General features: G+C 66.2%; 26 protein-coding genes. 17 read left to right on the top strand and 9 right to left on the bottom strand.

Annotation, left to right across the window (positions count from 1 at the left end; all coding sequences use genetic code 11):
* Positions 1-324 precede the first annotated feature (324 nt).
* The 3 genes from FOB47_RS06100 (at position 325) to FOB47_RS06090 (ending at position 3,905) form a co-directional block, all read left to right on the top strand.
* A complete protein-coding gene (locus FOB47_RS06100; protein WP_174780295.1) occupies positions 325-1,440 on the top strand; it encodes an NADH:flavin oxidoreductase/NADH oxidase in 1,116 nt (371 codons plus the stop codon).
* Between the two features lie 238 nt (positions 1,441-1,678).
* The gene (locus tag FOB47_RS06095; protein ID WP_174780294.1) at positions 1,679-3,040 is read left to right on the top strand and encodes an APC family permease; all 1,362 of its coding nucleotides are present in this window, start codon (positions 1,679-1,681) and stop codon (positions 3,038-3,040) included.
* 22 nt (positions 3,041-3,062) lie between these two features.
* Positions 3,063-3,905, top strand: a complete 843-nt coding sequence (locus FOB47_RS06090) for a class I SAM-dependent methyltransferase (protein ID WP_174780293.1) — start codon at positions 3,063-3,065, stop codon at positions 3,903-3,905.
* Here the strand turns inward: FOB47_RS06090 and FOB47_RS06085 are convergent, their stop codons facing one another.
* Positions 3,906-4,871 carry a LacI family DNA-binding transcriptional regulator gene (locus FOB47_RS06085; protein ID WP_244959169.1) on the bottom strand — a complete coding sequence of 322 codons (966 nt, stop codon included), beginning with the start codon at positions 4,869-4,871 and terminating at the stop codon, positions 3,906-3,908.
* 312 nt (positions 4,872-5,183) lie between these two features.
* On the opposite strand from FOB47_RS06085, the gene hpsN reads away from it, so the two are divergent.
* The 4 genes from hpsN (at position 5,184) to FOB47_RS06065 (ending at position 9,812) form a co-directional block, all read left to right on the top strand.
* Entirely contained in the window at positions 5,184-6,494 is a 1,311-nt protein-coding gene (gene hpsN, locus FOB47_RS06080) for a sulfopropanediol 3-dehydrogenase (protein ID WP_174780913.1), read from the top strand.
* A 2-nt stretch (positions 6,495-6,496) separates the two neighbouring features.
* A complete protein-coding gene (gene hpsO, locus FOB47_RS06075; RefSeq protein ID WP_174780291.1) occupies positions 6,497-7,288 on the top strand; it encodes a (S)-sulfopropanediol 2-dehydrogenase HpsO in 792 nt (263 codons plus the stop codon).
* Between the two features lie 94 nt (positions 7,289-7,382).
* Entirely contained in the window at positions 7,383-8,723 is a 1,341-nt protein-coding gene (locus FOB47_RS06070; protein WP_244959168.1) for an MFS transporter, read from the top strand.
* A 75-nt stretch (positions 8,724-8,798) separates the two neighbouring features.
* The gene (locus FOB47_RS06065; protein ID WP_174780290.1) at positions 8,799-9,812 is read left to right on the top strand and encodes a galactitol-1-phosphate 5-dehydrogenase; all 1,014 of its coding nucleotides are present in this window, start codon (positions 8,799-8,801) and stop codon (positions 9,810-9,812) included.
* 117 nt (positions 9,813-9,929) lie between these two features.
* Here the strand turns inward: FOB47_RS06065 and FOB47_RS26365 are convergent, their stop codons facing one another.
* Both FOB47_RS26365 and FOB47_RS06060 read right to left on the bottom strand, forming a co-directional pair.
* Positions 9,930-10,052, bottom strand: a complete 123-nt coding sequence (locus tag FOB47_RS26365; RefSeq protein WP_420839244.1) for an ankyrin repeat domain-containing protein — start codon at positions 10,050-10,052, stop codon at positions 9,930-9,932.
* A 129-nt stretch (positions 10,053-10,181) separates the two neighbouring features.
* Positions 10,182-11,255 (bottom strand): alpha/beta fold hydrolase, encoded by a 1,074-nt coding sequence (locus tag FOB47_RS06060; RefSeq protein ID WP_174780289.1) that lies wholly within the window; start codon positions 11,253-11,255, stop codon positions 10,182-10,184.
* A 310-nt stretch (positions 11,256-11,565) separates the two neighbouring features.
* Here FOB47_RS06060 and FOB47_RS06055 point away from each other — a divergent pair, with 310 nt between their 5' ends.
* The 4 genes from FOB47_RS06055 to FOB47_RS06040 all read left to right on the top strand — a co-directional run bounded on the left by FOB47_RS06055 (position 11,566) and on the right by FOB47_RS06040 (position 15,447).
* Positions 11,566-12,480: a TauD/TfdA dioxygenase family protein gene (locus FOB47_RS06055; protein ID WP_174780288.1), complete on the top strand. Its 915-nt coding sequence runs from the start codon at positions 11,566-11,568 to the stop codon at positions 12,478-12,480.
* 118 nt (positions 12,481-12,598) lie between these two features.
* Complete coding sequence (locus FOB47_RS06050; RefSeq protein ID WP_174780287.1) at positions 12,599-13,663, top strand: ABC transporter substrate-binding protein; 1,065 nt, start codon at positions 12,599-12,601, stop codon at positions 13,661-13,663.
* Positions 13,664-13,665: 2 nt separating this feature from the next.
* Positions 13,666-14,547 (top strand): ABC transporter ATP-binding protein, encoded by an 882-nt coding sequence (locus tag FOB47_RS06045; protein ID WP_174780286.1) that lies wholly within the window; start codon positions 13,666-13,668, stop codon positions 14,545-14,547.
* 9 nt (positions 14,548-14,556) lie between these two features.
* Positions 14,557-15,447: an ABC transporter permease gene (locus FOB47_RS06040; RefSeq protein WP_053823857.1), complete on the top strand. Its 891-nt coding sequence runs from the start codon at positions 14,557-14,559 to the stop codon at positions 15,445-15,447.
* Positions 15,448-15,468: 21 nt separating this feature from the next.
* On the opposite strand, the gene FOB47_RS06035 is transcribed toward FOB47_RS06040, so the two are convergent.
* Positions 15,469-16,146, bottom strand: coding sequence for an ankyrin repeat domain-containing protein (locus tag FOB47_RS06035; RefSeq protein WP_174780285.1), 678 nt, complete (start codon positions 16,144-16,146; stop codon positions 15,469-15,471).
* Between the two features lie 269 nt (positions 16,147-16,415).
* Between FOB47_RS06035 and FOB47_RS06030 the strand changes: the two genes are divergently transcribed.
* A complete protein-coding gene (locus tag FOB47_RS06030) occupies positions 16,416-16,853 on the top strand; it encodes a PAS domain-containing protein (protein ID WP_053824609.1) in 438 nt (145 codons plus the stop codon).
* 39 nt (positions 16,854-16,892) lie between these two features.
* Here FOB47_RS06030 and FOB47_RS06025 read toward each other — a convergent pair whose 3' ends face one another.
* On the bottom strand, positions 16,893-18,071 hold the full coding sequence (locus tag FOB47_RS06025) for a mandelate racemase/muconate lactonizing enzyme family protein (RefSeq protein WP_053823859.1): 1,179 nt from the start codon (positions 18,069-18,071) through the stop codon (positions 16,893-16,895).
* 19 nt (positions 18,072-18,090) lie between these two features.
* The gene (locus FOB47_RS06020) at positions 18,091-19,068 is read right to left on the bottom strand and encodes a Bug family tripartite tricarboxylate transporter substrate binding protein (RefSeq protein ID WP_053823860.1); all 978 of its coding nucleotides are present in this window, start codon (positions 19,066-19,068) and stop codon (positions 18,091-18,093) included.
* Between the two features lie 238 nt (positions 19,069-19,306).
* Here FOB47_RS06020 and FOB47_RS06015 point away from each other — a divergent pair, with 238 nt between their 5' ends.
* From FOB47_RS06015 to FOB47_RS06000, 4 genes are all read left to right on the top strand, one after another.
* Positions 19,307-20,050 (top strand): GntR family transcriptional regulator, encoded by a 744-nt coding sequence (locus tag FOB47_RS06015; protein WP_053823861.1) that lies wholly within the window; start codon positions 19,307-19,309, stop codon positions 20,048-20,050.
* 59 nt (positions 20,051-20,109) lie between these two features.
* Positions 20,110-20,481 (top strand): cupin domain-containing protein, encoded by a 372-nt coding sequence (locus FOB47_RS06010; protein WP_053823862.1) that lies wholly within the window; start codon positions 20,110-20,112, stop codon positions 20,479-20,481.
* 122 nt (positions 20,482-20,603) lie between these two features.
* Positions 20,604-21,362, top strand: coding sequence for a glucose 1-dehydrogenase (locus FOB47_RS06005; protein ID WP_174780284.1), 759 nt, complete (start codon positions 20,604-20,606; stop codon positions 21,360-21,362).
* Positions 21,363-21,469: 107 nt separating this feature from the next.
* Positions 21,470-22,798, top strand: a complete 1,329-nt coding sequence (locus FOB47_RS06000) for an MFS transporter (protein WP_174780283.1) — start codon at positions 21,470-21,472, stop codon at positions 22,796-22,798.
* Between the two features lie 31 nt (positions 22,799-22,829).
* Here the strand turns inward: FOB47_RS06000 and FOB47_RS05995 are convergent, their stop codons facing one another.
* From FOB47_RS05995 to FOB47_RS05985, 3 genes are all read right to left on the bottom strand, one after another.
* On the bottom strand, positions 22,830-23,132 hold the full coding sequence (locus FOB47_RS05995) for an addiction module antidote protein (RefSeq protein WP_082371731.1): 303 nt from the start codon (positions 23,130-23,132) through the stop codon (positions 22,830-22,832).
* Positions 23,129-23,434, bottom strand: coding sequence for a type II toxin-antitoxin system RelE/ParE family toxin (locus tag FOB47_RS05990; RefSeq protein ID WP_174780282.1), 306 nt, complete (start codon positions 23,432-23,434; stop codon positions 23,129-23,131). The genes FOB47_RS05995 and FOB47_RS05990 overlap by 4 nt, the downstream gene beginning before the upstream one ends.
* A 244-nt stretch (positions 23,435-23,678) precedes the next feature.
* Positions 23,679-24,872: an MFS transporter gene (locus tag FOB47_RS05985; RefSeq protein ID WP_053823865.1), complete on the bottom strand. Its 1,194-nt coding sequence runs from the start codon at positions 24,870-24,872 to the stop codon at positions 23,679-23,681.
* Positions 24,873-25,132: 260 nt separating this feature from the next.
* On the opposite strand from FOB47_RS05985, the gene FOB47_RS05980 reads away from it, so the two are divergent.
* Entirely contained in the window at positions 25,133-25,528 is a 396-nt protein-coding gene (locus FOB47_RS05980) for a lysozyme inhibitor LprI family protein (protein ID WP_174780281.1), read from the top strand.
* Positions 25,529-25,536 lie beyond the last annotated feature (8 nt).

The raw sequence follows: 25,536 nt of genomic DNA, 5'->3' as shown, positions 1-25,536 counted from the left end.
CGAAGCGGTTCACTGGCATGGCTCCTGAGTGGGGAAGAGACGTCGGCACTGCCAAAGCAAGTGATATGCCATCGGATTTTCGGGGTCACCGCGGCGATTTCGCGTATCGCCTCGCCTGAATCGCGCCGACACCACGCGCGGGCACCATCGGCGGGAGGCGCCGCACCACGATCGATGGGTCTCGCACCAACATGCATCCATGCGCGCCGTTCCCCGCCGCCTGCAGCGATCGCCCAGTTGCCGCACAATGCCTGCCTGGCTCGTCTGGCCCGCATGGCCTCCCACGGCGAGCCGGTATCCACCAGAACACAGAAGAGGTTCTCGATGTCCGCACTGTTTACCCCGCTGCAGATCGGCGATCTGCAGCTCGACAACCGCATCCTGATTGCGCCGATGTGCCAGTACTCGGCGGAGCAGGGCAATGCCACCGACTGGCACCTGATCCATCTGGGCCACCTCGCGCTGTCCGGCGCCGGCATGCTGATTCTCGAAGCGACCGCGGTGTCGCCGCAGGGACGCATCACACCCTACGATCTCGGCCTGTACTCGGACGACAACGAAGCCGCGCTGGCCCGCGTGCTGAACGCCGTGCGCGCCCATTCGCCGATCAAGGTCGCGATGCAGATCGCCCATGCGGGCCGCAAGGCGTCGAGCCGCGCGCCGTGGGATGGCGGTGCGCAGATCCGGCCGGACGAGCCCGAGGGCTGGCAGACCGAGGCGCCGTCGGCCGTACCCCATGCGCCGAGCGAAGTCGCGCCGATGGCGCTCGACCGCGCCGGCCTCGAGCGGGTCAAGCGCGATTTCGTCGAGACCGCGAAGCGTGCCGCGCGCCTTGGCATCGATGCGATCGAGATCCATGCCGCGCACGGCTATCTGCTGCACCAGTTCCTGTCGCCGATCGCCAATCATCGCGACGACGAGTACGGCGGCAGCCTCGAGAACCGGATGCGCTTTCCGCTGGAGGTGTTCGACGCGGTGCGCGCCGTCTTTCCGGCCAACCGCCCGGTGTGGGCGCGCATCTCGGCGACCGACTGGGTGCCGAACGGCTGGGATATCGACGGCACGGTGGCGATCTCGAAGGAGCTCGCGCGGCGCGGTTGCGCGGCGATCCATGTGACCACGGGCGGCGTGTCGCCGCAGCAGGCGATCAAGCTGGGCCCGGGCTATCAGGTTCCGTACGCGCAGCGGGTCAAGGCCGAGGTTGGGCTGGCGACCATCGCGGTCGGCCTGATCACCGAGCCGGAGCAGGCCGAGAGCATCATCGCCAACGGCGAAGCTGACGCGGTGTCGCTGGCGCGGGCGATGCTGTATGACCCGCGCTGGCCATGGCACGCCGCCGCCAGGCTCGGCGCCCAGGTCCGGGCGCCGAAGCAGTACTGGCGTTCGCAGCCGCGCGAGTTCAAGGACCTGTTCGCGGGTGCGGCGTTCGGCCAACGTTGAATGACACCGATGTCATTTTCGGCGCCATTGGAGCGTCCCTCCCGTCACGTCGCGTGACCGACCCTCGGAGGAGGTCGCCGCACCCCTAGTCACCCATCCGGATGTTTCGTATTGTGGACAGGCAGACAAGTCCGCTGCCTTCCACGGCAGCGATGCGAGCGCGGAATGCAGGCTCATCTGGCGAGCTCAGTTGGCAAGCCCATTTCGCTCCATCCGTCCGAGGCAAGGGATGACCGGGATGACCGATCCGAACCAACCCAGACCGCAAGGCATCCTGTCGGTCTTCGATGCCATCACGATCATGGTGGGCCTGGTGCTCGGGGTCGGGATCTTCCGCACGCCGTCGATCGTCGCGGGCAGCGTCGAGTCGGAGGCGATGTTCGTGCTGGTCTGGATCGTCGGCGGCATCATCACCTTCATCGGCGCGTTGTGCTACGCGGAGCTGTCGGCGGCCCATCCCAATGCCGGCGGCGAATACCACTTCCTGTCGCGCGCCTACGGCCGCTCCACCGCGATGATGTTCGGATGGGCGCGCTGCACGGTGATCCAGACCGGTGCGATCGCGGCGGTCGCTTTCATGCTGGGCGACTACGTGGCCCAGCTGGTGCCGGCCGGTCCGTTGGGTCCGGCCATCTATGCCGCGCTGGCGGTGATCGTGTTGACCGCGGTGAACGTGATCGGCACCATCGAGGGCAAGAACCTGCAGGTGGTGGTGACGTTCCTCGAGATCGGCGCGATCGGCGCGATCATCCTGTTCGGCATGTTCGGGTCGCCCGAGACCGCCGAACGCGCCGCGCCGTCGATGCCGCCTGAAACCGCGGCGATCGGCATGGCGATGATCTTCGTGCTGCTGACCTATGGCGGCTGGAACGAGGCGGCCTATCTGACCGGCGAACTGAAGGACGCGCCGCGCAATATCGCCAAAGTGCTGGCCGGCGGCACCGTCATTCTGGTGGTGCTGTACACGCTGGCCAATCTGGCCTTGCTGTCGGTCCTCGGGCTTGACGGATTGCGCCAATCCGATGCGGTCGCCGCCGACATGATGCGCGTGGTGGCCGGGCCGATCGGCGAGCGCGTGGTCACCGCGGCCATCGTGGTCGCCGCGATCTCGACGCTGAACGCCACGATCTTCACAGGCTCGCGCGTGTTCTACGCGATGGCGCGCGACATGACGGTGATGCAGTGGGTGGGCATCTGGGACGGCCGCGGCAAGACGCCCGCCAATGGCCAGATCGCACAGGGGATCATCGCGCTGGCGCTGATCGCGGTGGGGGCCATCACGCGCGACGGCTTCAAGGCGATGGTCGACTACACCGCGCCGGTGTTCTGGGGCTTCCTGCTGCTGGTCGGCTGCTCGCTGTTCGTGCTGCGCTGGCGCCATCCCGAGCGCGCGTTGCCGTACCGCGTGCCGCTGTATCCGGTCACGCCGATCATCTTCTGCCTGACCTGCCTGTACATGCTCTATGCCAGCGTGGCCTATACCGGCGCCGCGGCGCTGATCGGGCTCGCGATGCTCGCCGCCGGCGCGCCGATCCTGCTGTTCAAGCGCAAGGAGGTCGATGCCGCGGAACAGCAGGATGCTTCACCGGACCCCATGTGACCATTCGAACAGGAGAACGTCGATGACGATGTTGCACAAGTCCTTCGTCGCTGCCGCGCTGTTTGCCGCGGGTGCCCTGGCATTGAGCGGCTCCGGTTTGGCGCAGACGGAGACGGCGTCCGAGGCGACCTCGGTCTACAAGCCATCCGTCGGCCAATCGGGCAAGGACGTGGTGTGGGTGCCGACCTCGCAGGCACTGGTCGACCGCATGCTGGACATGGCCGAGCTGACGCCCAGGGATCATCTGGTCGACCTCGGATCGGGCGATGGCCGGCTGGTGATCACCGCGGCCAAACGCGGCGCCACGGCGCGCGGCATCGAGTTCAATCCGGACATGGTGGCGCTGTCGCGCCGGACCGCGCAGGCCGAAGGCGTCGGCAACCGCGCGCGCTTCGACCAGGGCGACATCTTCAAGTCGGATTTCTCCAACGCCACCGTGGTGACGCTGTTCCTGTTGCCGGACCTGAACCTGCGGCTGCGTCCGACCCTGCTGAACATGAAGCCGGGCACGCGCGTCGTCTCCAATACCTTCACCATGGACGACTGGGAGCCGGACGAGACCGCGCAGGTCACGCAGGGCTGCGCGGGCCACTGCACCGCCTACAAGTGGGTGATTCCGGCCAAGGTGCAAGGCAGCTGGCGCATGGGAGAAAAGCAGCTGGTGCTGACGCAGAAGTACCAGATGATCGAAGGGATGCTGCGCGAGGAAGGCGCCACGACGCCGATCAGCGAGGGGCGCATCGACGGTACGAAGATCTCGTTTGTCGCCGGTCAGCAGCGCTATACCGGCGAGATCAGCGGCAAGACCATGCAGGGCACGGTCGAGGGGGGAGGGCGCTGGAGCGCGACGTTCGCCAGGCCGTGATCAACGGGGCGTTGCCGGCGCCGCCGTGGTTTGACGCTCCACCAGTGTCACGGGCAGCTCGGTCCGGCCAGGCTCAACGCCGTCCTGCAGCCACGACAGCAGCGCCTGGGCGGCCATGCGGCCCAGCTTCGCGCTTTCGAGCGCAATGGTGGTCAGCGCCGGAGAGATTTCCGTGGAGATCGGCAAGTCGTCGCAGCCGACGATGGAAAGCTGATCGGGCACCTTGATTCCCAATGCCGTCGCCTCGAACAGGCAGCCGAGCGCCAGCACGTCGTTGCCGCAAAAGATGGCGGTCGGCCGGCTCGGCGACGCCTGCAGAATGTGGCGCAGACCTGAGCGGCCCCCGGCGAAGCTGTAAGGCTGCTCGCACAGCGCGCCGGCGGCCGGTTTGATGCGCAATGCACGCAGCGTGCCGAGGAATCCCTCCGTACGCAGTCGCGCCCGATCGTTGTGTTGGGCGATCCCGGAGATCATGCCGAAGTCACGGTGGCCAAGGTCGTACAGATGCCTGGCGGCCAGCGCGCCGATCTCGACGTTGTCGAAGCCGATGCAGGGATAGTGGCTCGACAGCGACCAGGTCAGGATGGTCCGGATCCCCGACTGCTTCAGCACCGACAGCGTTTCAGGAGCATGATCCGCTCCAACCAGCACCATCGCGTCGACAGCACGCTCGGCCAGTGCGCGCACCACGTCGATTTCGGTGTCCACGTCGTAGTTGTGCGAGCCCAGCAGCAGCTGATAGCCGCTTGCCGCCAGCACGCTCTGCAGGCCCTGGATCGAGTGCGAAAAGATGGCATTGTCCAATGTCGGCACCACCGCGGCGACGGTGCGTGAGCGCCCCGACGCCAACGTCCGTGCAGAGGCATCCGGCACATAGCCGAGCGCTTCGACGGCGTGGCGCACGCGTGCCAGCGTGTCTTTTCTCACCAGGCCGGGCGAAGAGAGGGCGCGCGACACCGTCGCCATCGATACCCCCGCGAGTCTTGCCACATCTTCCAGTCTCGTTCGCCGCACGGTTTTCGCTCCCAACGTGATAGCGGATTGTCTCCGATCCTTGTGCGCCCTGGTCAACCCGCGCCACCACGGTGCGCTGATGGCCGGCGATGCGGGAAAACCCTTTCTTGCGGATTTCGGGACCCCGACTATTCTCGTGAATGAAAGCGCTTTCATTCGCGATGAAAGTCAAATTTGGCGAATTACATCGGAATCCAGTCGTTGATTGCCAAATGTTCCGCCAAGGATGATAACGCTTACAAATTGCCAACCATGGACGCCGACATGATCACCTACCTCAAAAAGGCAGAGAAGACACCCCGGACCGAAACCGCCACGGCGCAGCGCGTGGTGACGGACATGCTGGAACAGATCCAGGCCAGAGGCGAGGACGCCGTCAGGCAATACGCTCGCGAGCTCGACGGCTGGACTGGCGACATCGTGATGACTCGGGATCAGATCGATCGGCAGATCCGCGACGTTCCGGCCTCGGTCCGCGCCGATATTGACTTTGCGATCCGCCAGGTCCACGACTTCGCGGTTGCGCAAAAGGCGTCGCTGCAGGAATTCTCGGTAGAACTGCACCCTGGCGTGACGGCCGGCCAGCGCGTGATTCCGGTCAACGTGGTGGGGTGCTATGCGCCCGCCGGCCGCTACGCGCATATCGCTTCCGCTTACATGGGCGTCGCCACGGCGAAGGCCGCGGGAGTCAAGACCGTGGTGGCATGCTCGAGCCCGTTCCGGGGGCAGGGTATCCATCCCCACGTCTTGTACGCCTTCCAGGCCGCCGGCGCGGATCTGATCCTTACCCTTGGCGGCGTGCAGGCGATCGCGACGATGGCCTACGGGCTCTTCACGGGGCAGCCGGCGGATGTGGTCGTGGGCCCGGGCAACAAGTTCGTCGCGGAGGCAAAGCGCACGCTGTTCGGGCAGGTCGGCATCGATGTGTTCGCCGGCCCCTCCGAGGTTGCCGTGATCGCGGACGACAGCGCCGATCCCACCATTGTGGCCAGCGATCTGGTCGGACAGGCCGAGCACGGGCACGAATCTCCGGCGTGGCTGTTCACGACATCGCGCGAAATGGCCGAACAGGTGATGGCGCTCGTTCCGGAACTGATCGCCGCGTTGCCCCCGACCGCCAAGGATGCCGCGACCGCCGCGTGGCGTGACTACGGTGAGGTTGTTCTGTGCGACAGCCGCGAAGCGGTCGTCGACATCTCCGACCGTTACGCGTCCGAACATCTGGAGGTCCATGCGCGCGACCTCGATTGGTGGCTCGCCAATCTGACGTGCTATGGCTCGCTGTTCCTCGGCGAGGAGACCACGGTGGCGTTCGGCGACAAGACCAGCGGTCCGAATCATGTGCTGCCGACCAAGGGCGCGGCCCGGTATTCGGGCGGCCTGTCGGTTCACAAGTTCATGAAGACGCTGACGTGGCAAAGGATGACGCGTGAAGCGACCCGCCAGATCGGCCAGGTCACCGCCCGCATCTCGCGCCTTGAAGGCATGGAGGCGCATGCGCGGACCGCCGACGACCGCATGAGAAAGTACTTTCCGGGTTCCCGCGTCGAGATGGGCGCGCCGGTGGAGGTTTGAGCATGCCGGCGTTCCATGGCTCGGCACCCATTGGCCGGCTTGCGCCCGCGCTGAACGGCCGGCAGGCCCTGGTCACTGGCGGCAGTTCGGGAATCGGCGAGACCATCGCGACCGCATTGGGCCTGGCCGGCGCGCGCATACTGCTGGCCGCGCGCCGCCAATCGCATCTCGATGCCGCCGCGGGCCGGCTCGATGCGCTGGGCATAGCCGTCGACACGATCGCCTGCGACGTCTCCGATCTCGACGCCATCCCCGCCGCGGTCGGGGCCGTGCGCCAGCGGCACGGGCATATCGATATCCTGGTCAATGCCGCCGGCATGAACCTGCGCGAGCCTTTCGAAGCTGTCACCCCCGCGTCCTGGCGCCTTCAGCTCGATACGCACCTTGGCGCGCCGTTTTTTCTGACCCAGGCGCTGGCGCCCGCGATGCGCGATGCCGGCTGGGGGCGCATCCTGAATATCGCTTCGCTGCAGTCGTATCGCGCCTTCGCGGACAGCGCGCCATACGGCGCCGCCAAGGGTGGCGTCGTCCAGCTGACGCGTGCGATCGCCCAGCGGTGGTCCTCTCATGGCATTACCTGCAATGCCATCGGACCGGGCTTCTTCCCGACCGCACTGACCAGTCCGGTGTTTGCCGACGCGGCGCTGGCACAGCATCACGCCGGCCGCACCTGCGTCGGGCGCAATGGCGAACTGGAGGACCTGCAGGGGCTGGCGGCGTTTCTCGCCAGCGATATGGCGGCCTATATCACCGGCCAGACCTTCATGGTCGACGGAGGCTACACGGCGAAATAGGCGACTGCCGGCGCAGACGGGGAAGCCGGACCCGACCTCATCGATACCCGGGGCGTCGAACGCGCCCCCATGACAAGACCCACAGGAGACAGCCATGACGGCACGGATGGCGGAGCAGGACGCAGGGCGAAAGCTACGCAAGGTAGTGACGTCCAGCACGATCGGCGCGATGGTGGAGTGGTACGACTTCTTTCTGTACGGCGTGGTGGCGGGCCTGGTCTTCAACAAGCTCTATTTCCCGTCCACCGATCCCATGGTCGGCACGTTGCTCGCCTACGCCACCTTCGCCGCGGGCTTCATCGCACGCCCCCTCGGCGGCATCATCTTCGGCCACTTCGGCGATACGCTGGGCCGCAAGCGGATGCTGGTCTTGACGCTGATGATCATGGGCGTCGCCACCACGGCCATCGGGCTGATCCCGACCTACGAACAGATCGGCGTCTGGGCTCCCGTCCTGCTGCTGATATGCCGGATCGCGCAGGGGATCGGACTGGGCGGAGAGTGGGGCGGTGCCGTGCTGATGACCTTCGAGACCGCCCCGCCGCGGCGGCGCGGCTTTTTTGCCAGCCTGCCGCAGACAGGGATGTCGCTCGGGCTGGTCCTTGCCAGCGGCGTCATCGCGGCGCTGTCGTTCGGCCTGTCGGATGCGGACTTTCTTGCCTGGGGCTGGCGTATCGCGTTCCTGTTCAGCGCCGTGATGGTATTGATCGGCTCCTATATGCGGACCCACGTCGAAGAGTCGCCGGAATTCGCCGGCGCGCAGCGCGGCAAGCGGGAGCGCCAGCCCCTGCCGTTCGTGGCGATGCTGCGGCAATATCCCCGCGTGGTGCTCGCGTGCATGGGGGCCCGCTTCATCGACGGTGTGTTCTTCAACGTGTTCGGCGTCTACTCGCTGTCCTACCTGACGCAGACGCTGCAGCTGTCCCGCAACGACGCCTTGCTTGGCGTGCTGATCGGCGCCGGCGTGATGACGCTGTTCATCCCGCTGTGGGGTGCCGTATCGGATCGGGTGGGCCGGCCGCTGGTCTATGGCACCGGCGCGTTGCTGGCGGGGCTGTCGGCGTTCCCCGCCTTCTGGCTGATGCAGCATTCCGGAGGAAACGTGATGCTGGTCTGGGCCGCTATCATCATCCCGTTCGGCGTCTTCCATGCTGCCGTGTTCGGCACGATGTCGTCGATGTTCTCCGAGGTATTCGACCCGAGCGTGCGCTACACCGGCATTTCTTTCGTCTACCAGTTCGCGGGCGTATTTGCCGGCGGACTGACGCCCATCGTCGCGACGTGGCTGAACGCCAAGGGCGGAGGCGATCCCTGGTACCTGTGTGCCTATGTGCTGGCAATCGGCATCCTCAGCGCGGCATGCACGATGTGGATTTCGTCTCGCAGTGGCCGTACCTCGCACGATGGGCTGGCGCCGTCCAAGGCGAACGCCTGATCTGGGTGGGGCGGCTGGGTGTCGCCTCGCAGTTCCCGTTTCTCTTTCTCCGCCGTTGGATTCATTGCCCCTCCCATGAAAGCGATCGTCTATACCGAACCCCATGCCGTCGCGCTGCAGGAGCGCGACATGCCCGCTCTGCACACCGGCGAAGCGCTGCTGAGAATCGATGCCAGCGGCATCTGCGGCTCCGACCTGCATGCCTATCACGGACACGATCCTCGCCGACAACCAGGACTGGTCCTGGGCCACGAATTCTCCGGGACTGTCGTCGAGAGCAGCGACCAGGCGTTGCTCCCGGTTGGCGTGCGCGTCACGGCCAATCCGTTGGTGACCTGCGGGCGCTGCGAGTACTGTCTGCAGGGCCGGGACAACCTGTGCGCCGAGCGCGGCATGGTCGGGATGAGCCGGCCCGGCGCGCTGTCCGAGTATCTTGCTGTTCCGATTCGCTGCGCGATTCCAATCCCGGATTCGCTGCCGAGCGTCGCTGCGGCACTTACCGAGCCGGCTGCTACGGCCCTGCATGCGCTCAATCTGTCGATGAGGGCGATGGTGCGTCCCTTGCCGGAGGCCCGCACGCTCGTCATAGGTGGCGGTGCGATCGGCATGCTGACCGCCGCGCTGGTCAAGTCCTATGGGTGCAGGCACATTGCCGTGGCCGAAACCAATGCGCTGCGCCGCGCTTCGGTGGCCCGGCATCTGGGGTGCGAGACGATCGATCCGTTGTCCTGTACCCCGGAGGAGTCGACCTACGATCTGGTGATCGATGCGGTCGGCGCCAAGCCAACCCGGAACCTCGCCATTGCCGCGGCACGCCCTGGCGGGGTAGTGATGCATATCGGCCTGCAGGACTGGGAAAGCGAGATCGATATGCGCAAGCTGACGCTTGCCGAACTGACCTTGCTCGGGACCTACACCTATACGATGGCCGATATGCGCGCGACCGTGGCGGCGCTTGACGCGGGCAGCTTTGGGGGGCTGGAATGGGTCGAGACCCGTGCGCTGGCCGATGGGCCAAACGCATTCAACGATCTGTCCGCCGGCCGAGTGGCCGCGGCCAAGGTGGTATTGCTGCCGGCGTCGGTGTGACAGTCGGCGTCGCCGGCGGCCGCCCCCTTGCGCCGGCGGCCGCCCCCTTGCGCGGGCGGCCGTCATGTCGCGTCAACCGATGCGGGGCGTCTCGAGCAGCCTGACCACGTCACCGTGTCAGGCGCGCGCGGCGAGCCTGGCGGCCGGGCGGCCAGCCTCGTTCCGGGCATCGATGTCCGCGCCGGCGTTGACCCATTGACGGACGATATCGGTCTTGCCGTTGGCCGCGGCGGCACACAGCGCGTTGTTGCCCTGGCGGTTGCGGGCATGGAGATTGTCAGGTTTCGATTGGACTGATCGATCGCGACGGATCGCCGATGCGATGGCGGCTTGTCCGATCGCGCCCCCGATCGCTGCGTTGTCTCGCCCTCAACGAGGGCTGTCCGCCGCGCCGAGCCCGCGCAGCAGCGCCTTGTGGAACTGCCCCGGCGATTCGACCTGCGGCGAATGGCCCAGCTCGGGGAACGCCACCAGCGTCGCGTTCGGAATCGTGCGTGCGGCGCTTTGTCCCAGCACCGGATAGTTGCCCAGCCTGCCGGCGACTTCGGGCGCGGCCCGGTTCGCCCCTGGCGCGGTGCGGTCCTTCTCGCCGATCATCAGCAGCGTCGGCACGGCGATCCGCGAAAACTCGTGAATCACCGGCTGCGTGAACAGCATCTCGGAGGTCTGTGCCTGGTTCCAGGCCACCTGTTCCTTGCCGGGACCGGCGTACATGCCGGCCTGCATCGCAACCCAGCGGTCGTATTCGGGGCGCCACTTGCCGTTGTAGTAGAAGCGCAGCTGATAAGCCTTGATCGAGTCGAAGCTGGTCTTGAGCTCGCCCTGATACAGCTGATCGACGGTGGCATACGGGACGCCCTCCGCCTGCCAGTCTTCCAGCCCGATCGGATTGACCAGCACCAGCTGCTCCACCGCCTTCGGATACTGCAGCGCGAAGCGCGCGGCCAGCATGCCGCCCATCGAATGGCCGATCACGGTGGCGCGCGTCACGCCGCGCGATTGCAGCAGCGCGTGCGTATTGGCCGCGAGCTGCGCGAAGCTGAACTGGTATCCGCGGGGCTTGGTGGACGCGCAGAAGCCGATCTGGTCCGGCGCGATCACGCGGTAGCCGGCGTTGGCCAGCGTCTCGATGGTGGCTTCCCACGTCGCGCCGCAGAAGTTCTTGCCGTGCAGCAGCACCGCGGTGCGGCCGTTGGGCTTGCCCTTCGGTGCAACATCCATGAAGGCCATCGACAGGTCCTGCTGCTGCGACTGGAAGGTGAAGCGCTGGATCGGGTGGGGGTAGGGGAAGCCTTCGAGTTGCGGGCCGTAGGGGGTGACGGCAGCAGGCGGGGTACTGGCTGAGCCGGGCTCGGCCGCCATGGCGGCGGGCAACGTCGCGGTCAGGGCCAGCGACACGGCGAGCGTCGATAGCGGCAACAACCGGGGCGGGGTCGTATTCATGCAAGGCTCCAGATGGTCGGGAACGGCGCCGGCGGCGAGGCCGTTGGCACGGAGGAAAGAAGCGGATCGTGTGACCATGAGATAACAGTAAAGTTCATGGCGGATGGCCGGCCTCATCAGGCCGGCGTCATCAGGCTGGTCTCATCAGGCGGTCAGAACGGCGCGCCCATATGCGAGGAACGGATAAGACCAAACGATTTGATTCGTTGACCGGCAATGGGCGGTCTCCTTAGCATCGATCTCATTCGATGCGAGCGCGAGCACCGCGTTTGCATCGTGCCTTGATCCATTCCCAGTTTACGTACCAGACATGACCGTTTCCCTCCAGGCGGCACCGCCCGCGCGTCCTCCCGTCGTGACGCCACGCGCCGGCACCGGCTTCGAGATTCGTCCCTTCGAGGCGCCGCTCGGGGCCGAGGTAGTCGGGCTGGACCTGTCGCAGCCGCTATCGGATGCGGACTTCGCCCGTATTCACCGCGCGCATTTGGACCACCACGTGCTGGTGTTTCGCGATCAGCGCATCACGCCCGACCAGCAGATCGCCTTCAGCCGGCGCTTCGGTCCGCTGCAGATCCACGTGCTGCACCAGTTCCAGTTGCCAGGCCATCCGGAGATCCTGATCGTCTCGAACGTGCTGAAGGACGGCAAGCCGATCGGGCTCGGCGACGCCGGCCATTTCTGGCATTCGGACCTGTCGTACAAGGAAAAGCCCAGCCTGGGCTCGCTATTGCACGCGCAGGAGCTGCCGGCGGAGGGAGGAGACACCCTGTTCGCCAACCAGCATCTGGCCTGGGAGACGCTGCCCGCGGAATTGAAGCGGGCGGTCGAGGGTCGCCAGGCGGAGCACACCTATCTGGCGCGCTATGCCGAGCTGCAGCAGCGCAGCCCATGGCGGCCGAACCTGACGGCCGAGCAGATCGCGCAGGTCAAGCCGGTGCTGCAGCCGGTGGTTCGCACGCATCCGGAGACCGGCCGGCGCGCACTGTTCGTCAGCGAGCATTTCACCACGCGCATCGTCGGCCTGCCCGATGACGAAAGCCGCGCGCTGCTCGATGCGCTGTTCGCGCACAGCGTCAAGCCGGAGTTCGTCTATCGCCATCGCTGGCAGCCGCACGATCTGGTGTTCTGGGACAACCGGTCGCTGCTGCATCTGGCGGCCGGCTGTCCGGCCGACCAACGGCGCGTGATGTACCGCACCACGATCGAGGGCGACATCCCGTTCTGACGGCACGGACATCGCGGCCGCTCGACCCGAATCGACCGGGTCGATCGGCCAGACGGACCGTCTTCCGGGCGGTCCGAGTACCCAACGCACAAGAGAACCACTTTTCCGGAGCCCCACCATGGCAGCACCGTATTCCCGCTCGTCCCTGCTCGGCCGCTTGCGCCTGCGCGTCGGCCGCCGCCTGACCGCGCTTGCCGTCAGCGCCACCGTCGGCACCGGCGCCCTGGCGTTCGCCAGCCCCGCCCATGCCGAAGGCCAGATCCGCATCGCCGAGCAGTTCGGCGTGGTCTACCTGCTGCTCAACGTCGCCCGCGAACAGCAACTGATCGAGAAGCACGGGCAGAAGCAGGGCGTCGACATCAAGGTCGAATGGACCCGGCTGTCGGGCGGGTCCGCCGTCAACGACGCGCTGCTGTCGGGCGCGATCGATGTGGGCGGCGCGGGCGTCGGTCCGCTGCTGACGCTGTGGGACCGCACCCGCGGCAAGCAGAACGTCAAGGGCATCGCCTCCCTCGGCAGCTTTCCGTACTACCTCGTCAGCAACAATCCGAAGGTCAAGACGCTGGCCGACTTCACCGAGAAGGACCGTATCGCGGTGCCGGCGGTCACCGTATCGGTCCAGTCGCGCGTGCTGCAGCTCGCCGCGGCGAAACAATGGGGCGACAAGGCATTCAACCAGCTCGACAAATGGACCGTGGCGATGCCGCATCCGGAGGCGGCATCCGCGATCATCAATGGCGGCACCGAGGTCACCGCGCACTTTGCCAATCCGCCATTCCAGGAGCAGGAACTGGCCGGCAATCCGAACGCGCATATCGTGCTCAGTTCGTACGACGTGCTCGGCGGCCCCAGCTCGTCGACGGTCTTGTACGCCACCGAAAAATTCCGCAACGACGACCCGAAGACCTACCGCGCCTTCGTCGACGCACTGGCCGAGGCGGCGCGTTTTGCGACCGCCAATCCGGAGGCGGCGGCCGACCTCTATATCCGTGCCAACAAGGCGAAGATCGACCGGACGCTGCTGGTCGGCATCCTGAAGAACCCGCAGGTGCAGTTCCGCATCGCGCCGCAGAACACCTTCGTGCTGGCGGAGTTCATGCATCGCGTCGGCGCGATCCGCAACCAGCCGAAGTCCTGGCAGGACTATTTCTTCGCCGATCCGGTCACCGCCCAGGGGAGCTGACCATGACCGCCACCGTCTCGCAACCGTTGCGCGTGGTCAGCCCGGCCGGCCAACGCGGCCCGCTGCTGCAGATCCACGACGTCTCGCTGGAATACCGGACGCCGGAGCGCGTGGTGCGCGCCACGCACCGCGTCAGCTTCGATGTGCATGCCGGCGACCGCTTCGTGCTGCTGGGCCCGTCGGGCTGCGGCAAGTCGACGCTGCTGAAAGCGGTGGCGGGCTTCGTGCCGCCGATCGAAGGCGAGATCCGGCTCGACGGCGAACGCGTGCGGGCGCCGGGACCGGACCGCATCGTCGTTTTCCAGGAATTCGACCAGCTGCCACCGTGGAAGACCGTCAAGCAGAACGTGATGTTCCCGCTGGTGCAGGCGCGCGGGCTGCGCCGTGCGGAGGCGGCCGACGTGGCGCTGCACTATCTGGACAAGGTGGGCCTGGCCAACTTCGCCGACGCGTATCCCCATACGCTGTCCGGCGGCATGAAGCAGCGCGTGGCGATCGCGCGGGCGCTCGCGCTGCGGCCCAAGGTGCTGCTGATGGACGAACCGTTCGCGGCGCTCGACGCGCTGACCCGCCGCCGCATGCAGGAGGAATTGCTCGCGCTGTGGCAGGACGCGGCCTTCACGCTGCTGTTCGTCACCCATTCGATCGAGGAGGCGCTGGTGGTCGGCAACCGCATCCTGCTGCTGTCGCCGCATCCAGGCCGGGTGCGCGCCGAGCTGAACAGCCATCAGTTCGATCTGCACAGCCAGGGCAGCGTGGCCTTCCAGCAGACCGCGCAGCGCATCCATCGGCTGCTGTTCGACACGCCGGCGCCGGACGCCGGGGCCGACTCCGACAACGCCAGCGTTCGTGGGAACTCCCCGCGCGCGGCACATGCACGCTGAGGACGGGCCATGACGACCATCGCCACGACGACATCAGCTGTCCATCCGCCGCTGCGGCCCGAATACGAGCGCGACCTCGAACCCTTCACCGCGGCCGCGGTCGCCCGGGCGCTGCCGCTGCGCCAGCGGCTATGGCAGAACAGCGGATTGCGTCGCGCCGTGATCCTTGTGGCACTGGCGGCGCTGTGGGAGACCGTCGCCCGGCTGCAGAACAACGATCTGCTGTTGCCGTCCTTTCTCGCCACTGCCCAGGCCTTCGTCGAAGGGCTGACGACCGGAGAGCTGCCGAGCAAGGCCGCGATCTCGCTGACGATCCTGCTGCAAGGCTATGCCGCCGGTATCGCGCTCGCCTTCGTGCTGACCACGCTGGCGGTCTCGACGGCGATCGGCCGCGACCTGCTCGACACGCTGACCGCGATGTTCAACCCCTTGCCGGCAATCGCCTTGCTGCCGCTCGCGCTGCTGTGGTTCGGCCTGGGCAGCGGCAGCCTGATCTTCGTGCTGATCCACTCGGTGCTGTGGCCGTTGGCGCTGAACACCTATGCGGGCTTTCGCGGCGTGCCGGAGACCTTGCGGATGACGGGGCGAAACTATGGCTTGCGTGGGTTGCGTTATGTGCTGCTGATCCTGGTGCCGGCCGCGCTTCCCGCCATCGTCTCCGGCCTGAAGATCGGCTGGGCCTTCGCCTGGCGTACCTTGATCGCTGCCGAACTGGTGTTCGGCGCGTCGTCGGGCAAGGGCGGCCTGGGCTGGTACATCTTCCAGAACCGCAACGAGCTCTATACCGACCGCGTGTTCGCCGGGCTGGCGATGGTGATCCTGATCGGCCTGCTGGTCGAAGGGCTGGTGTTCCGCACGCTGGAGGCCGCCACGGTCCGGCGCTGGGGCATGCAGCGCTAGCGCGGAGGTCCGGCCGCGGTGCTATTGCCGCGCGCCGGCCTTGACCAGGATCCTCTCGATGTCGCGATAGCCGCGCTGGCGGGCATGCTGCAGCGCGGTCACGCCCTTGCCGTCGGGGATATTGACATCCGCCTTTGCGTTGACCAGCAGGCGGACGATCTCGGTATAGCTCGGTCCGCCATCGCCGAGAATGATGGCCTCGAGCAGGGCCGTCCAATGCAGCCGGTTGATGTGATTGACGTCGACGCCCGCGGCGATCAGGATGCGCACGGTCTGCACATGTCCTCGCTCGGCCGCCGGAATCAGCGCCGTGCCGCCATAGCGGTTGGTGCTCTTCAGGTCGGCGCCATGTGTCAGCGTCATCTTCAGGATCTCGTTGTAGCCCCGCGCGCCGGCATGGAGATAGGCGCTGTCCTGGATGCGATCCTTGGCATTGACGTTGGCGCCGGCATCGATCAGCGCCCTGGCGGCGTCGATATGGTTGTGGCGGGTTGCGATCAGCAGCGGCGTGGCGCCGCTGTCGTCCCGCGTTTCCAGATTCGCGCCTTGCTTGAGCAGCAGCGCAATGGCGGCGGCATCGCCCTGGGCGGCCGCGGCATGCAGGCGGGCGTCGAGTTTCGCGGGACCCGCGCTCGCCGGGACAGTGATCAGCATGGCGATCAGGAACGCCAGATAAAGGGGGATGCGCGCTCGCAGCATTCTGTTTGGCAATGACGGATCGATGACGGATCGACAAAAAGGCCGCGCCATTGGCTTCTCCGGCCTGACTCAGGGCGGCATCTTAAATGGTGCCGGATTGATTCCCAAGCGAAATCGCCGAACCGTGCTCAGTACCGCGGCGAATGCGAATCTCCACGCTGGCGTCGCGGCATTCGTTGCGGGCCGGGGCCGGTTGGGGCTACCGTCGGTCCAGCACCCGGCGCACCGAAGGCACGGGCAACGAAGACAACGACAACGAGGAGATCTCCATGCCGGAACCGATCGACTACGCGCAACTGGTGGCGGCAATCGGCGATGCCATCGTGATTGCCGATGCCAACGGCGCCATTACGCTGTGGAATCCGGCGGCGCAGCGGATGTTCGGCTATACCGAAGCCGAGGCACTGGGCCAGTCGCTGGACCTGATCATTCCGGAGCGGCTGCGCGCCCGGCACTGGCAAGGCTACGACAAGACGATGGCCACGGGCATCACGCGTTACGGCAGCGAATTGCTAAAGGTGCCGGCGGTCGACAAGGACGGCAAGGCGATGTCGATCGCCTTCACCGTCGCGCTGCTGAAGGATGCGGCAGGCGCCGTGACCGGGATCGTCGCGGTGATCCGCGACGAGACCACCCGCTTCCAGCAGGAGCGGGCGCTGAAGAAGCGGCTCGCCGAACTGGAGAGCCAGATCGGCGAGCAGGCGTAGAGCGAGGCGTAGAGCGAAGCGTACAGCGGGCCGATGCCCTTATTGGTCCAGCGGCGCGCCATCGATGGTCCGCCGCATCGACACCGGCCGATACAGCGGTGCGCGCCGGTGCTCGACGTCGTCGACCAGCTCGATGCCGATGCCCGGCGCGTCCGGCACTGCGATAAAGCCGTTCTCCGGCACCGGATAGCCCTTGACCAGATCGGCGCCCAGCAGCTTCTGGCCAGATTTCAGCACCAGATTCTCGAAACCGGTCGGATATTCCTGGATCGCGAAGTTCGGCACCGCTGCGGCGACCTGCATGCAGGCGGCCAGGCTGATCGGCGACAGCGGATTGTGCGGCGCGATATCGATGTTCTGCGCCTCCGCCAGCGCGGCGATCTTCTTGGCGCCGGTGATGCCGCCGCAGACGCAGACCGAGGTCCGCGCGAAACGCACGCCACCGCCGGCGAGCTGGAGTTGGAATTCGGCCGGCGTGCAGAAGCGCTCGCCGGTGGCGATCGGCACACGAATCGCATGGCCGACCGTCGTCATCTGCGGATAGAACTCCGGCCGCAGTGGATCCTCCAGCCACATCGGCGTCATCGGCTCGAGGACTTGCCCGATGGCGATGGCCTCCGCCGGGCTCAGGCGCCGATGCATCTCGATCAGCAGATCGACATCGGGACCGACCGCCTCGCGAAACGCCATCACGCGTTCCTTTGCGTCGCGCACCTTGCCGGCATGCGAGCGGAAATAGGCGTCGCCCTCCGGTTCATCGAGGAAGGGATTGATATGCCCGACCGCGGTAAAGCCTTCCGCCCGCAGCCGGCGGCAATCGGCCAGCACCTCATCCAGCGTTTCCGCGTAGACATGGCCGTAGACGCGCAGCTTGTCGCGATAGCCGCCGCCCAGCAGTTGCCAGACCGGCGCCTGCAGCCGCTTGCCGAGCAGATCCCACAGCGCGATATCGATGGCCGATACCGCGGCGTTGACGGCGGTGCCACGGAAATGCGAGAAGCGCTGCATCACGTTCCAGTGCAGCTCGATCTGGTTCGCATCCTTGCCGATCAGGTACTGGCCGAATTTTTCCAGTGCGGCCTTGGCGGCCTCGATATGGCCCCAGGAACCGGCCTCGCCATAGCCGGTCAGGCCGGCCTCGGTACGGATGCGGGCATAGAGGAATTGCCCGACATGCAGGGCTTCGACGGAGGTAATGCGATGGATGGGCTTGTTCATGGCAATTCGATGGGTTCGATCAATCGAGCTTGATGCCCGACTGGCGGATCAGGTCGCCCCAGCGGCGGGTTTCGCTGGCAATGCGCTTGCCGAAGGCTTGCGGACCGGCACCGACTGGATCGGCGCCCGCGGCCGACAGCTTTTCGCGGATCGCGGGCTGCTGCAGCATCTTCTGCAGTTCGGCATTGAGCTTGTTGACGATCTCGGGCGGCGTGCCATGCGGCGCCGCCAGCCCGAACCAGATGCTGAACTGGAAGCCCGGCAGGCCGGCCTCAGCGGCGGTCGGCACATCGGGCAGCGTCGGCACGCGGCGCGGTCCCGCCACGGCCAGCGCGCGGATCTTGCCGCTGACCACGTGCGGCGCGATGGTGGGCGCGGCCGAGCTGAGCATCTGGATCTGCCCGGCCATCAGGTCCGTGATCGCCGGACCGGAGCCCTTGTAGGGGACATGCGTGACCGGAATGCCCGATACCTGCTTGAACAATTCGCCGGCGATATGCGGGCCGCTGCCGGCACCGCCGGAGCCGTAGTTCAGCGCATTCGGATGCGCCTTGCCGTAGGCCAGCAGGTCCTTGAGCGTGCGTACCGGCAGCGACGGCGTGACGGCCAGCACCACCGGCGTTTCGGCAATCAGCGTGACCGGCGTCAGGTCCTTGACCGGGTCGTACTTCAGGTTCGAGAACAGCGCCGGCGTCGCCGTCTGGCCGACCTCGTTGGCCAGCAGCGTATAGCCGTCGGGCGCGGCCTTGGCCACCATGCCGGCGGCGATGGTGCCGCTCGCGCCTGGGCGGTTGTCCACCACGAAGCTCTTGCCCAGCGACTCGGACAGATATTGCGCGGCCAGCCGCGCGACGATATCGGTGGTGCCACCGGGCGAGTAGGGCACCACGATGGTCACCGGGCGGGTCGGATACGCGGTCTGCGCGATGGCGGCGCCGCAGGCGGCGGCCAGCGTCAGCGCGCCAAGCAGGCGCGCGGCGGTCAATGGTCGGTTCATGCGTTTGTCTCCTCGGTCGTCCGGCCTTGCGTGCACACCCAGCCGGTTATTGGCGCTGCATCGAGGCCGTTGCGGCATTGGCGCTGAAATTGCCGTGAAATGGCGGTGGAGCCGTCGTGCAATTCGCGGCCATTCGCGGCAATTCGCGGTGCAGATGGATGGTGACTGTAGGGACTCGATAAACCGTTGGGAATCAAATTCTGTAGTGTTATTTCTATGTTCTATATAGAATTCGCGAATGACTGCCATCGATCTGAGCCCGGCCTTTGTCCGTCTTGCCCGGCATATCCGCGAACGCATCATCGGCGGTGAATGGCTGCCAGGCCAATTGCTGCCCGGCGAGGAGGCGCTCGCGAGGGACCTGAAAGTCAGCGTCGGCACGGTGCGCAAGGCATTCGATGTGCTCAGCGGCCAGGGCTTGGTCACGCGCCATCGCGGCCGCGGCACCTTCGTCGCGCGCGCCACCGACGAGCGCGCCTTCACCAGCTTCTTTCGCCTGGTCGATCGTGCCGATGGCGCGCGGCGGCTGCCGGTCGATACCATCCTGAGCCGCGAACGAGCGAGCGCCGACGAAGAGGAAAGGGCGGCGCTGAAGCTGCAGGACGATGCGATGGTCTACCGGCTGCGGCGCCGCCGGGATATCGAGGGCAAGCCGCTGGTGCTCGAAACGATCGCCTTTCCGTTTGCCCGCGTCGGCGCTCGGGAGTGGGGCGAGGATGGCGCCGCTGCGCATCTGGTGTATTCGTTTCTGGAGCAGCAGTGCGGCGTATCGATCAGCCGTGTCGAGGATCGCCTGCAGGCGCGCGTATTGCCGGAAGACATGGCCGCTCCATTCGGCTTGCCGGCCGGACATCCGGTATTGCTGGCGATTCGCGTGGCATTCGATCTGCAAGGCGCTCCGGTCGAATTCCGGCGCACCTGGATGGCCACCGATGGCCACGACTATCTGAGCGAGTTGCGCTGGACCGGCGCGGGCGGATAACGATTGCCGAGTACGCTCTCGCGAATGACACCATTCCATACGACTACACCGTGGTACCCATGACCAAGCTGATCGACTTTCGCACCGAACCCATTCCCACGCACGACAATCCGCGTCCCGACCGCCTGGTGCGCGGCAATCCCGATCGCACCACGTGGACGCATTACAGCGCGACGCATGGCGATTTCGATTGCGGCATCTGGGCCTGCGAGCCCGGGGCGTGGCGTATTGCGTTTCCACAGGGCAAGGAGGAATTCTTCCATGTGATCAGCGGCCGCCTGCGCATCAGCGATGCCGCGGGCGAGGCCCGCGAATTCGGCCCCGGCGATGCCTGCGTGATTCCCGCCGGATTCGAAGGGGTATTCGAGGTGATCGAGCCGGTGCGGAAATACTTCGTGGTGCTGGATCGCGCCGCCGCTAGCGCCGTCTGATTCTTTTCGCCTCGCGCCCTGCCAATATGGCAATCGGCAGTATTTCACCGGATGCCACTCCGATCGCAAAGCGAAGCTAAAATGTCCCGCCATGTAGCCGCACCATAACGATGGAGACAACGATGAGACTGGCGGGCAAAGTGGCGGTGGTGACCGGTGGCGGTTCGGGCTTTGGCCAGGGCATCGCCAACCTGTTTGCGCGGGAAGGCGCGCGCGTGGTGGTCGCCGATATCGACGAGGCCAAGGCTGCGGAAGTGGCGCAGTCGATCGTACAGGCCGGCGGACACGCCCGTGCCGTGCGGGCCGACGTTTCGCAGGGCAGCGATGTGGAGGCAATGCGCGAGGTCGCGCTGGCCGCATTCGGCGATGTCGGCATCGTCGTCAACAATGCCGGCACCACGCATCGCAACAAACCCATTCTGGAAATCACCGAAGACGAATTCGATCGCGTGCAGGCCGTCAACGTCAAAAGCCTGTATTGGACCGCGCGCCATTTCATTCCGCATTTTCGCCAGCGCGGCGGCGGCGTGTTCGTCAATATCGCATCGACCGCGGCGATCCGGCCGCGTCCGGGCCTGGTCTGGTACAACGCCAGCAAGGGCGCCGTGGTGACCGCCAGCAAGGCGATGGCCGCCGAGCTCGGCCCGGACAATATCCGCGTCAATTGCGTCAATCCGGTGATCGGCGCCACCGGCCTGCTCGAACAGTTCATGGGCAAGCCCGACACACCCGAGAATCGCGCGTCCTTCCTCGCCACGATTCCGATGGGCCGCATGTCCACTCCCGCCGATATCGCCGCGGCCTGCCTCTACCTCGCGTCGGACGAAGCGGCCTTCGTCACCGGCACCTGCATCGAGGTGGACGGCGGCCGCTGCGTCTGACCGCTTCGCACACCGCACGGGCCGCCCACGAGGCGGCCCGCTTGCATCGCCAATGGCGGCATCACCGTCGCCACCCCGTCAAGCATGACAACCATCAGGAGACAGCCATGAGTTCCACGAATGCTGGATTCGAAGACGCGATCTACCGCAAGGTCAGCTGGCGCCTCGTTCCCTTTCTTCTGCTGTGCTATGTGGTCGCGTATCTGGATCGCGTCAATGTCGGCTTCGCCAAGCTGCAGATGCTCAACGACCTGAAATTCAGCGAAACGGTCTATGGCCTGGGGGCCGGCGTCTTCTTCATCGGCTACTTCCTGTTCGAGGTGCCGAGCAACGTGATCCTGCACAAGGTCGGCGCGCGGGTCTGGATCGCGCGGATCATGATCACGTGGGGCCTGATCTCGGCGGCGATGATGTTCGTCACCACGCCGACGATGTTCTACGTGCTGCGTTTCCTGCTGGGCGTTGCAGAAGCCGGCTTCTTCCCCGGCATCATCCTGTACCTGACCTACTGGTATCCCGCCGAACGGCGCGGGCGCACGACCACGTGGTTCATGACCGCGGTCGCGCTGTCAGGGGTGATCGGCGGCCCGCTGTCCGGCTGGATCATGCAGACCTTCGATGGCCGCAACGGCTGGGCCGGCTGGCAATGGATGTTCCTGCTCGAAGGCATTCCGTCGGTACTGGTGGGCTTGTGGGTGCTGGCCTTCCTCGACGACCGGATCAGCCATGCCAAGTGGCTGACCGCCGAGGAAAAGACCGTGCTCGAGCGCAACATCGCCGCGGAAACGGCGCACAAGGAAGACATGCCGATCCGGCGCGTGCTGTCGAGCCCGCGCGTCTGGATGATGAGCGCGATCTACTTCAGCTTCGTGATGGGGCTGTACGGCATCAGCTTCTGGCTGCCGACGATCATCCGCCAGACCGGCGTCAAGGGCGCGCTGGACATCGGCCTGCTGACCGCGATTCCTTACGGTGTCGCCGTGCTCGGCATGGTGCTGGTGGCGCGCAGCGCGGACCGCACGGGCGAGCGCCGCTGGCACATCGCCATTCCGGCGATTGCCGGTGCCATCGGACTGGTGCTGTCGGTGCTGTGGCACGACCGCACGGTGCTGGCGATGGTGGGCCTGACGCTGGCGACGATCGGCATCATGACCACGCTGCCGCTGTTCTGGAGCCTGCCGACCGCTTTCCTGGCCGGCACCGGCGCGGCCGCCGGCATCGCGATGATCAATTCGCTGGGCAATCTGGCCGGCTTTATCAGCCCCTATGCGGTCGGCTGGCTCAAGGACCTGACGCAGAGCACCAATGCCGGCATGTATCTGCTGGCCGGCTGCCTGGTCGCGGGCGCGGTGCTGACGCTGCTGGTGCCCGCGCGCCTGGTGTCGCGGCAGCAGGGCGCGGCGCAATACGGGGGCGCGCTGGGGACGACGCGATAGGGGCGCAGGCGGTCCGTCCGCACGGGTCCGCTTAGTGCGCGAGCTTAGGACGGATCGTCAGTTCAACGCCCAGTACATCGAGCAAGGCCCGCAACGTCGAGAGTTTCGGATCGCTGTCGGCGCCCAGAATCTTGTAGAGCCCCGAGGTTGACAACCCGGCGGCCTGCGCCGTCTCGGCAATGTTGCCGCGCGAGCGTGCGACTGCGGCCAGTGCTTCGGCGAACAACTCAGGATGATCCGCATCCATCAGCGCGTCCGCGAGAAACGCGGCGCGCGCCTCGTCGGTGTCGAGATACCGCGCTGGGTCGAACGTACGATATTCCAGATCCTTCATGCTTGCGTCCTCTTGATTTCTGCCCACAGCGCTTGCGCCTTGCGTATGTCGAGGTGTTGCGTCGACTTGTCCCCACCACCAAGCAGCAGCACCACGCGGGGGCCTTCGCGGGCGAAGTAAACGCGGAAACCCGGTCCGTAGTCGATGCGAAGCTCTGAAACTCCACCTCCAACGGATTTGGCGTCGCCGAAGTTGCCGACGGACAGCCGCATCAGCCGTCGAGCGATCACAGCCTTGGTGGCCTCGTCGGGCAGTCCGCTCAGCCACCTTCGGAACGGCGGGTACTCGCGAATTTCTATCATAGTGGAATATTGCACTGTAGTGGAATGGCCGGAAGTGCTCAACAACACGGAGAGTTCTAGAGCACACTATTCGGCACTTCGGATCAAGGAGCGCTATACGCGCGGCCAAGACCTTCTCATGGACTCCAGCAGAGTCGCCATGAGAAAAATCGCATAATCGCGCGTGGGCTGAACCGTTTGATGGAACGGAAGAGAGAGATGGCCGCTGCCGCCCTTGCGGCACGCCAAAGTGACGATCGGTGGTCTACTTGCCGAGCCCGGAGCCCGCAGGTGTGCGTGCTTCGGACGCGCGGCCCGCGCCTGCGTGAATCCGTACGGCCGCCACCGCAAAGGCGAACGCCAGCACGACGAGCATGCTGCCCGCCCACGGCGCTTTCAGCAGTTCGCCTCGACCGACGATGACGCCGCCTGCCGCGGCGCCCACGGCCACGCCGGCATGCATTGCCGCGACATTGATACCGACGCGGATATCGGCGTTGCCGGGGGCCGTCTGCACCAGGAAGTTCTGCACGATGGGCGAGACCGACCAGCTGATCGCTCCCCACACGACCATCGCCGGCAGCAGCAGCCAGGGTGAAACGGTGGCGGAGGGCAGCGCCGCCATGGCGATGCAGAACGCGGCGGGGCATGCAATCAAGGCGCGCGTACTGCCGAGGCGGTCCGAACACCAGCCCCCGAGCCAGGCACCGACGACGCCGGCCACGCCGAACAGCAGGTAGGCGGCCGTCAGTACCGAGGGGTCGCGGCTCAGGTTTGCCTGCAGGTAGGGCGTCAGATAGGCAAACAGCGTGAAATGCCCGCCGATCATCGCCACCGATACCAGTTGCGCGCTCAGTGCCTGCCGATCGGCGAGCTCGCGCCAATAGGCGCGCAGCGACGTGCTCCGCTCCATCGGCGATGGCGGCATGGCCATCCACAGCAGCGCGCCGGGCAGCAGCGATAGCGCCGCCAGCGTGGCGAACACCGCGCGCCAGCCTGCCCACTGATCGAGCAGCATGCCCGCCGGTACGCCGAGGACCAGCGATCCGCTGATGCCGACGAACACCATACCGATGGCACGGCCTTGCCGCTGAGGACCGGCGAGCGAGGTGGCGAGCATGACCGCCAACTGGATCACCAGCGCGCAGCTGCCCGCCATCAGCACGCGCGCGCCGAACAGGGCAGGGTAGTTGGGGCTCGCCGCGGCGATTGCATTGCTCGAGGCGAACACGGCCAGCGCGATCAACATCAGCGTCCTGCGATCGCCGCGTCCGAGCAGCGCCGACGAGACGAAGGCCACGATGGCAAAGACGGCCGAGAAGATGGTGGTCAGTTGTCCCGCGGATGCCACGGAAACGCCGAGATCGCCGGCAATGGAAGGCAGGATGCCGATGCAGATGTTTTCGGCGATGCCCGCCAGGAATACCGTTGCCGTCAGCAGATAGACGCGCCTGTCCAAGATCGCCTCCCGTCGTACGTGGGGCCACGGCTTGCATGCCGGGCCGGGTTCGGCGGGTTTCGAGGCAGTGCTTCGGTTATCCCTGAAGGCGCAACCATACGTCAGCCGCGGCGGCGGCGCAAGCGCACCGTCCCTTCGTCTGCGGCAATAATCTCGGCGAAGTGGCGACCGATGGCGACCGTAAATGGCGCCCGTAAATCGCGACCGTATCCGGCAGCCACCCCACACACCATCCCACACCGACTCGGAGGCCAATCGAGATGATCGTCAAACATGCGGCCGCACTCGCGGCTCTCGCCGGCGCATGCCAGTTCGCCAATGCCGCGGACTGCATGGAGCAGGCTGTCACCACCGTACAGATGCAGTCCTGCGCCCAGGAAACCTTCGATGCGGCCAATGCCGAATATGCACAGCAGTACCGCAAGCTGACGAAGGTGCTGAACGCCAGGGAGCGGCAGCAGTTGAACGCTTCGCAGAAGAGCTTTCTCGAATACCAACGCCGCGCCTGCGAGCTGGAAACGGGGCGGACGTCAGGCGGTTCGATCGCCGGCGTCGCCGTGCAGCTATGCCAGGCGCGGTTGACGCGCTGGCGTACCGGCGAGCTGAAGCGCCTGACGGATTGCCAGGAAGGCGACGTCAGCTGCCGCCGGCCCTGATGCGGTCG

This window comes from Cupriavidus gilardii (genome assembly GCF_013347325.1).
In the GTDB taxonomy this organism is placed as follows: Bacteria; Pseudomonadota; Gammaproteobacteria; order Burkholderiales; family Burkholderiaceae; genus Cupriavidus; species Cupriavidus gilardii.
The sequence above is the reverse complement of the archived record's forward strand: the minus strand, read 5'-3'. Positions and strand labels throughout refer to the sequence as shown.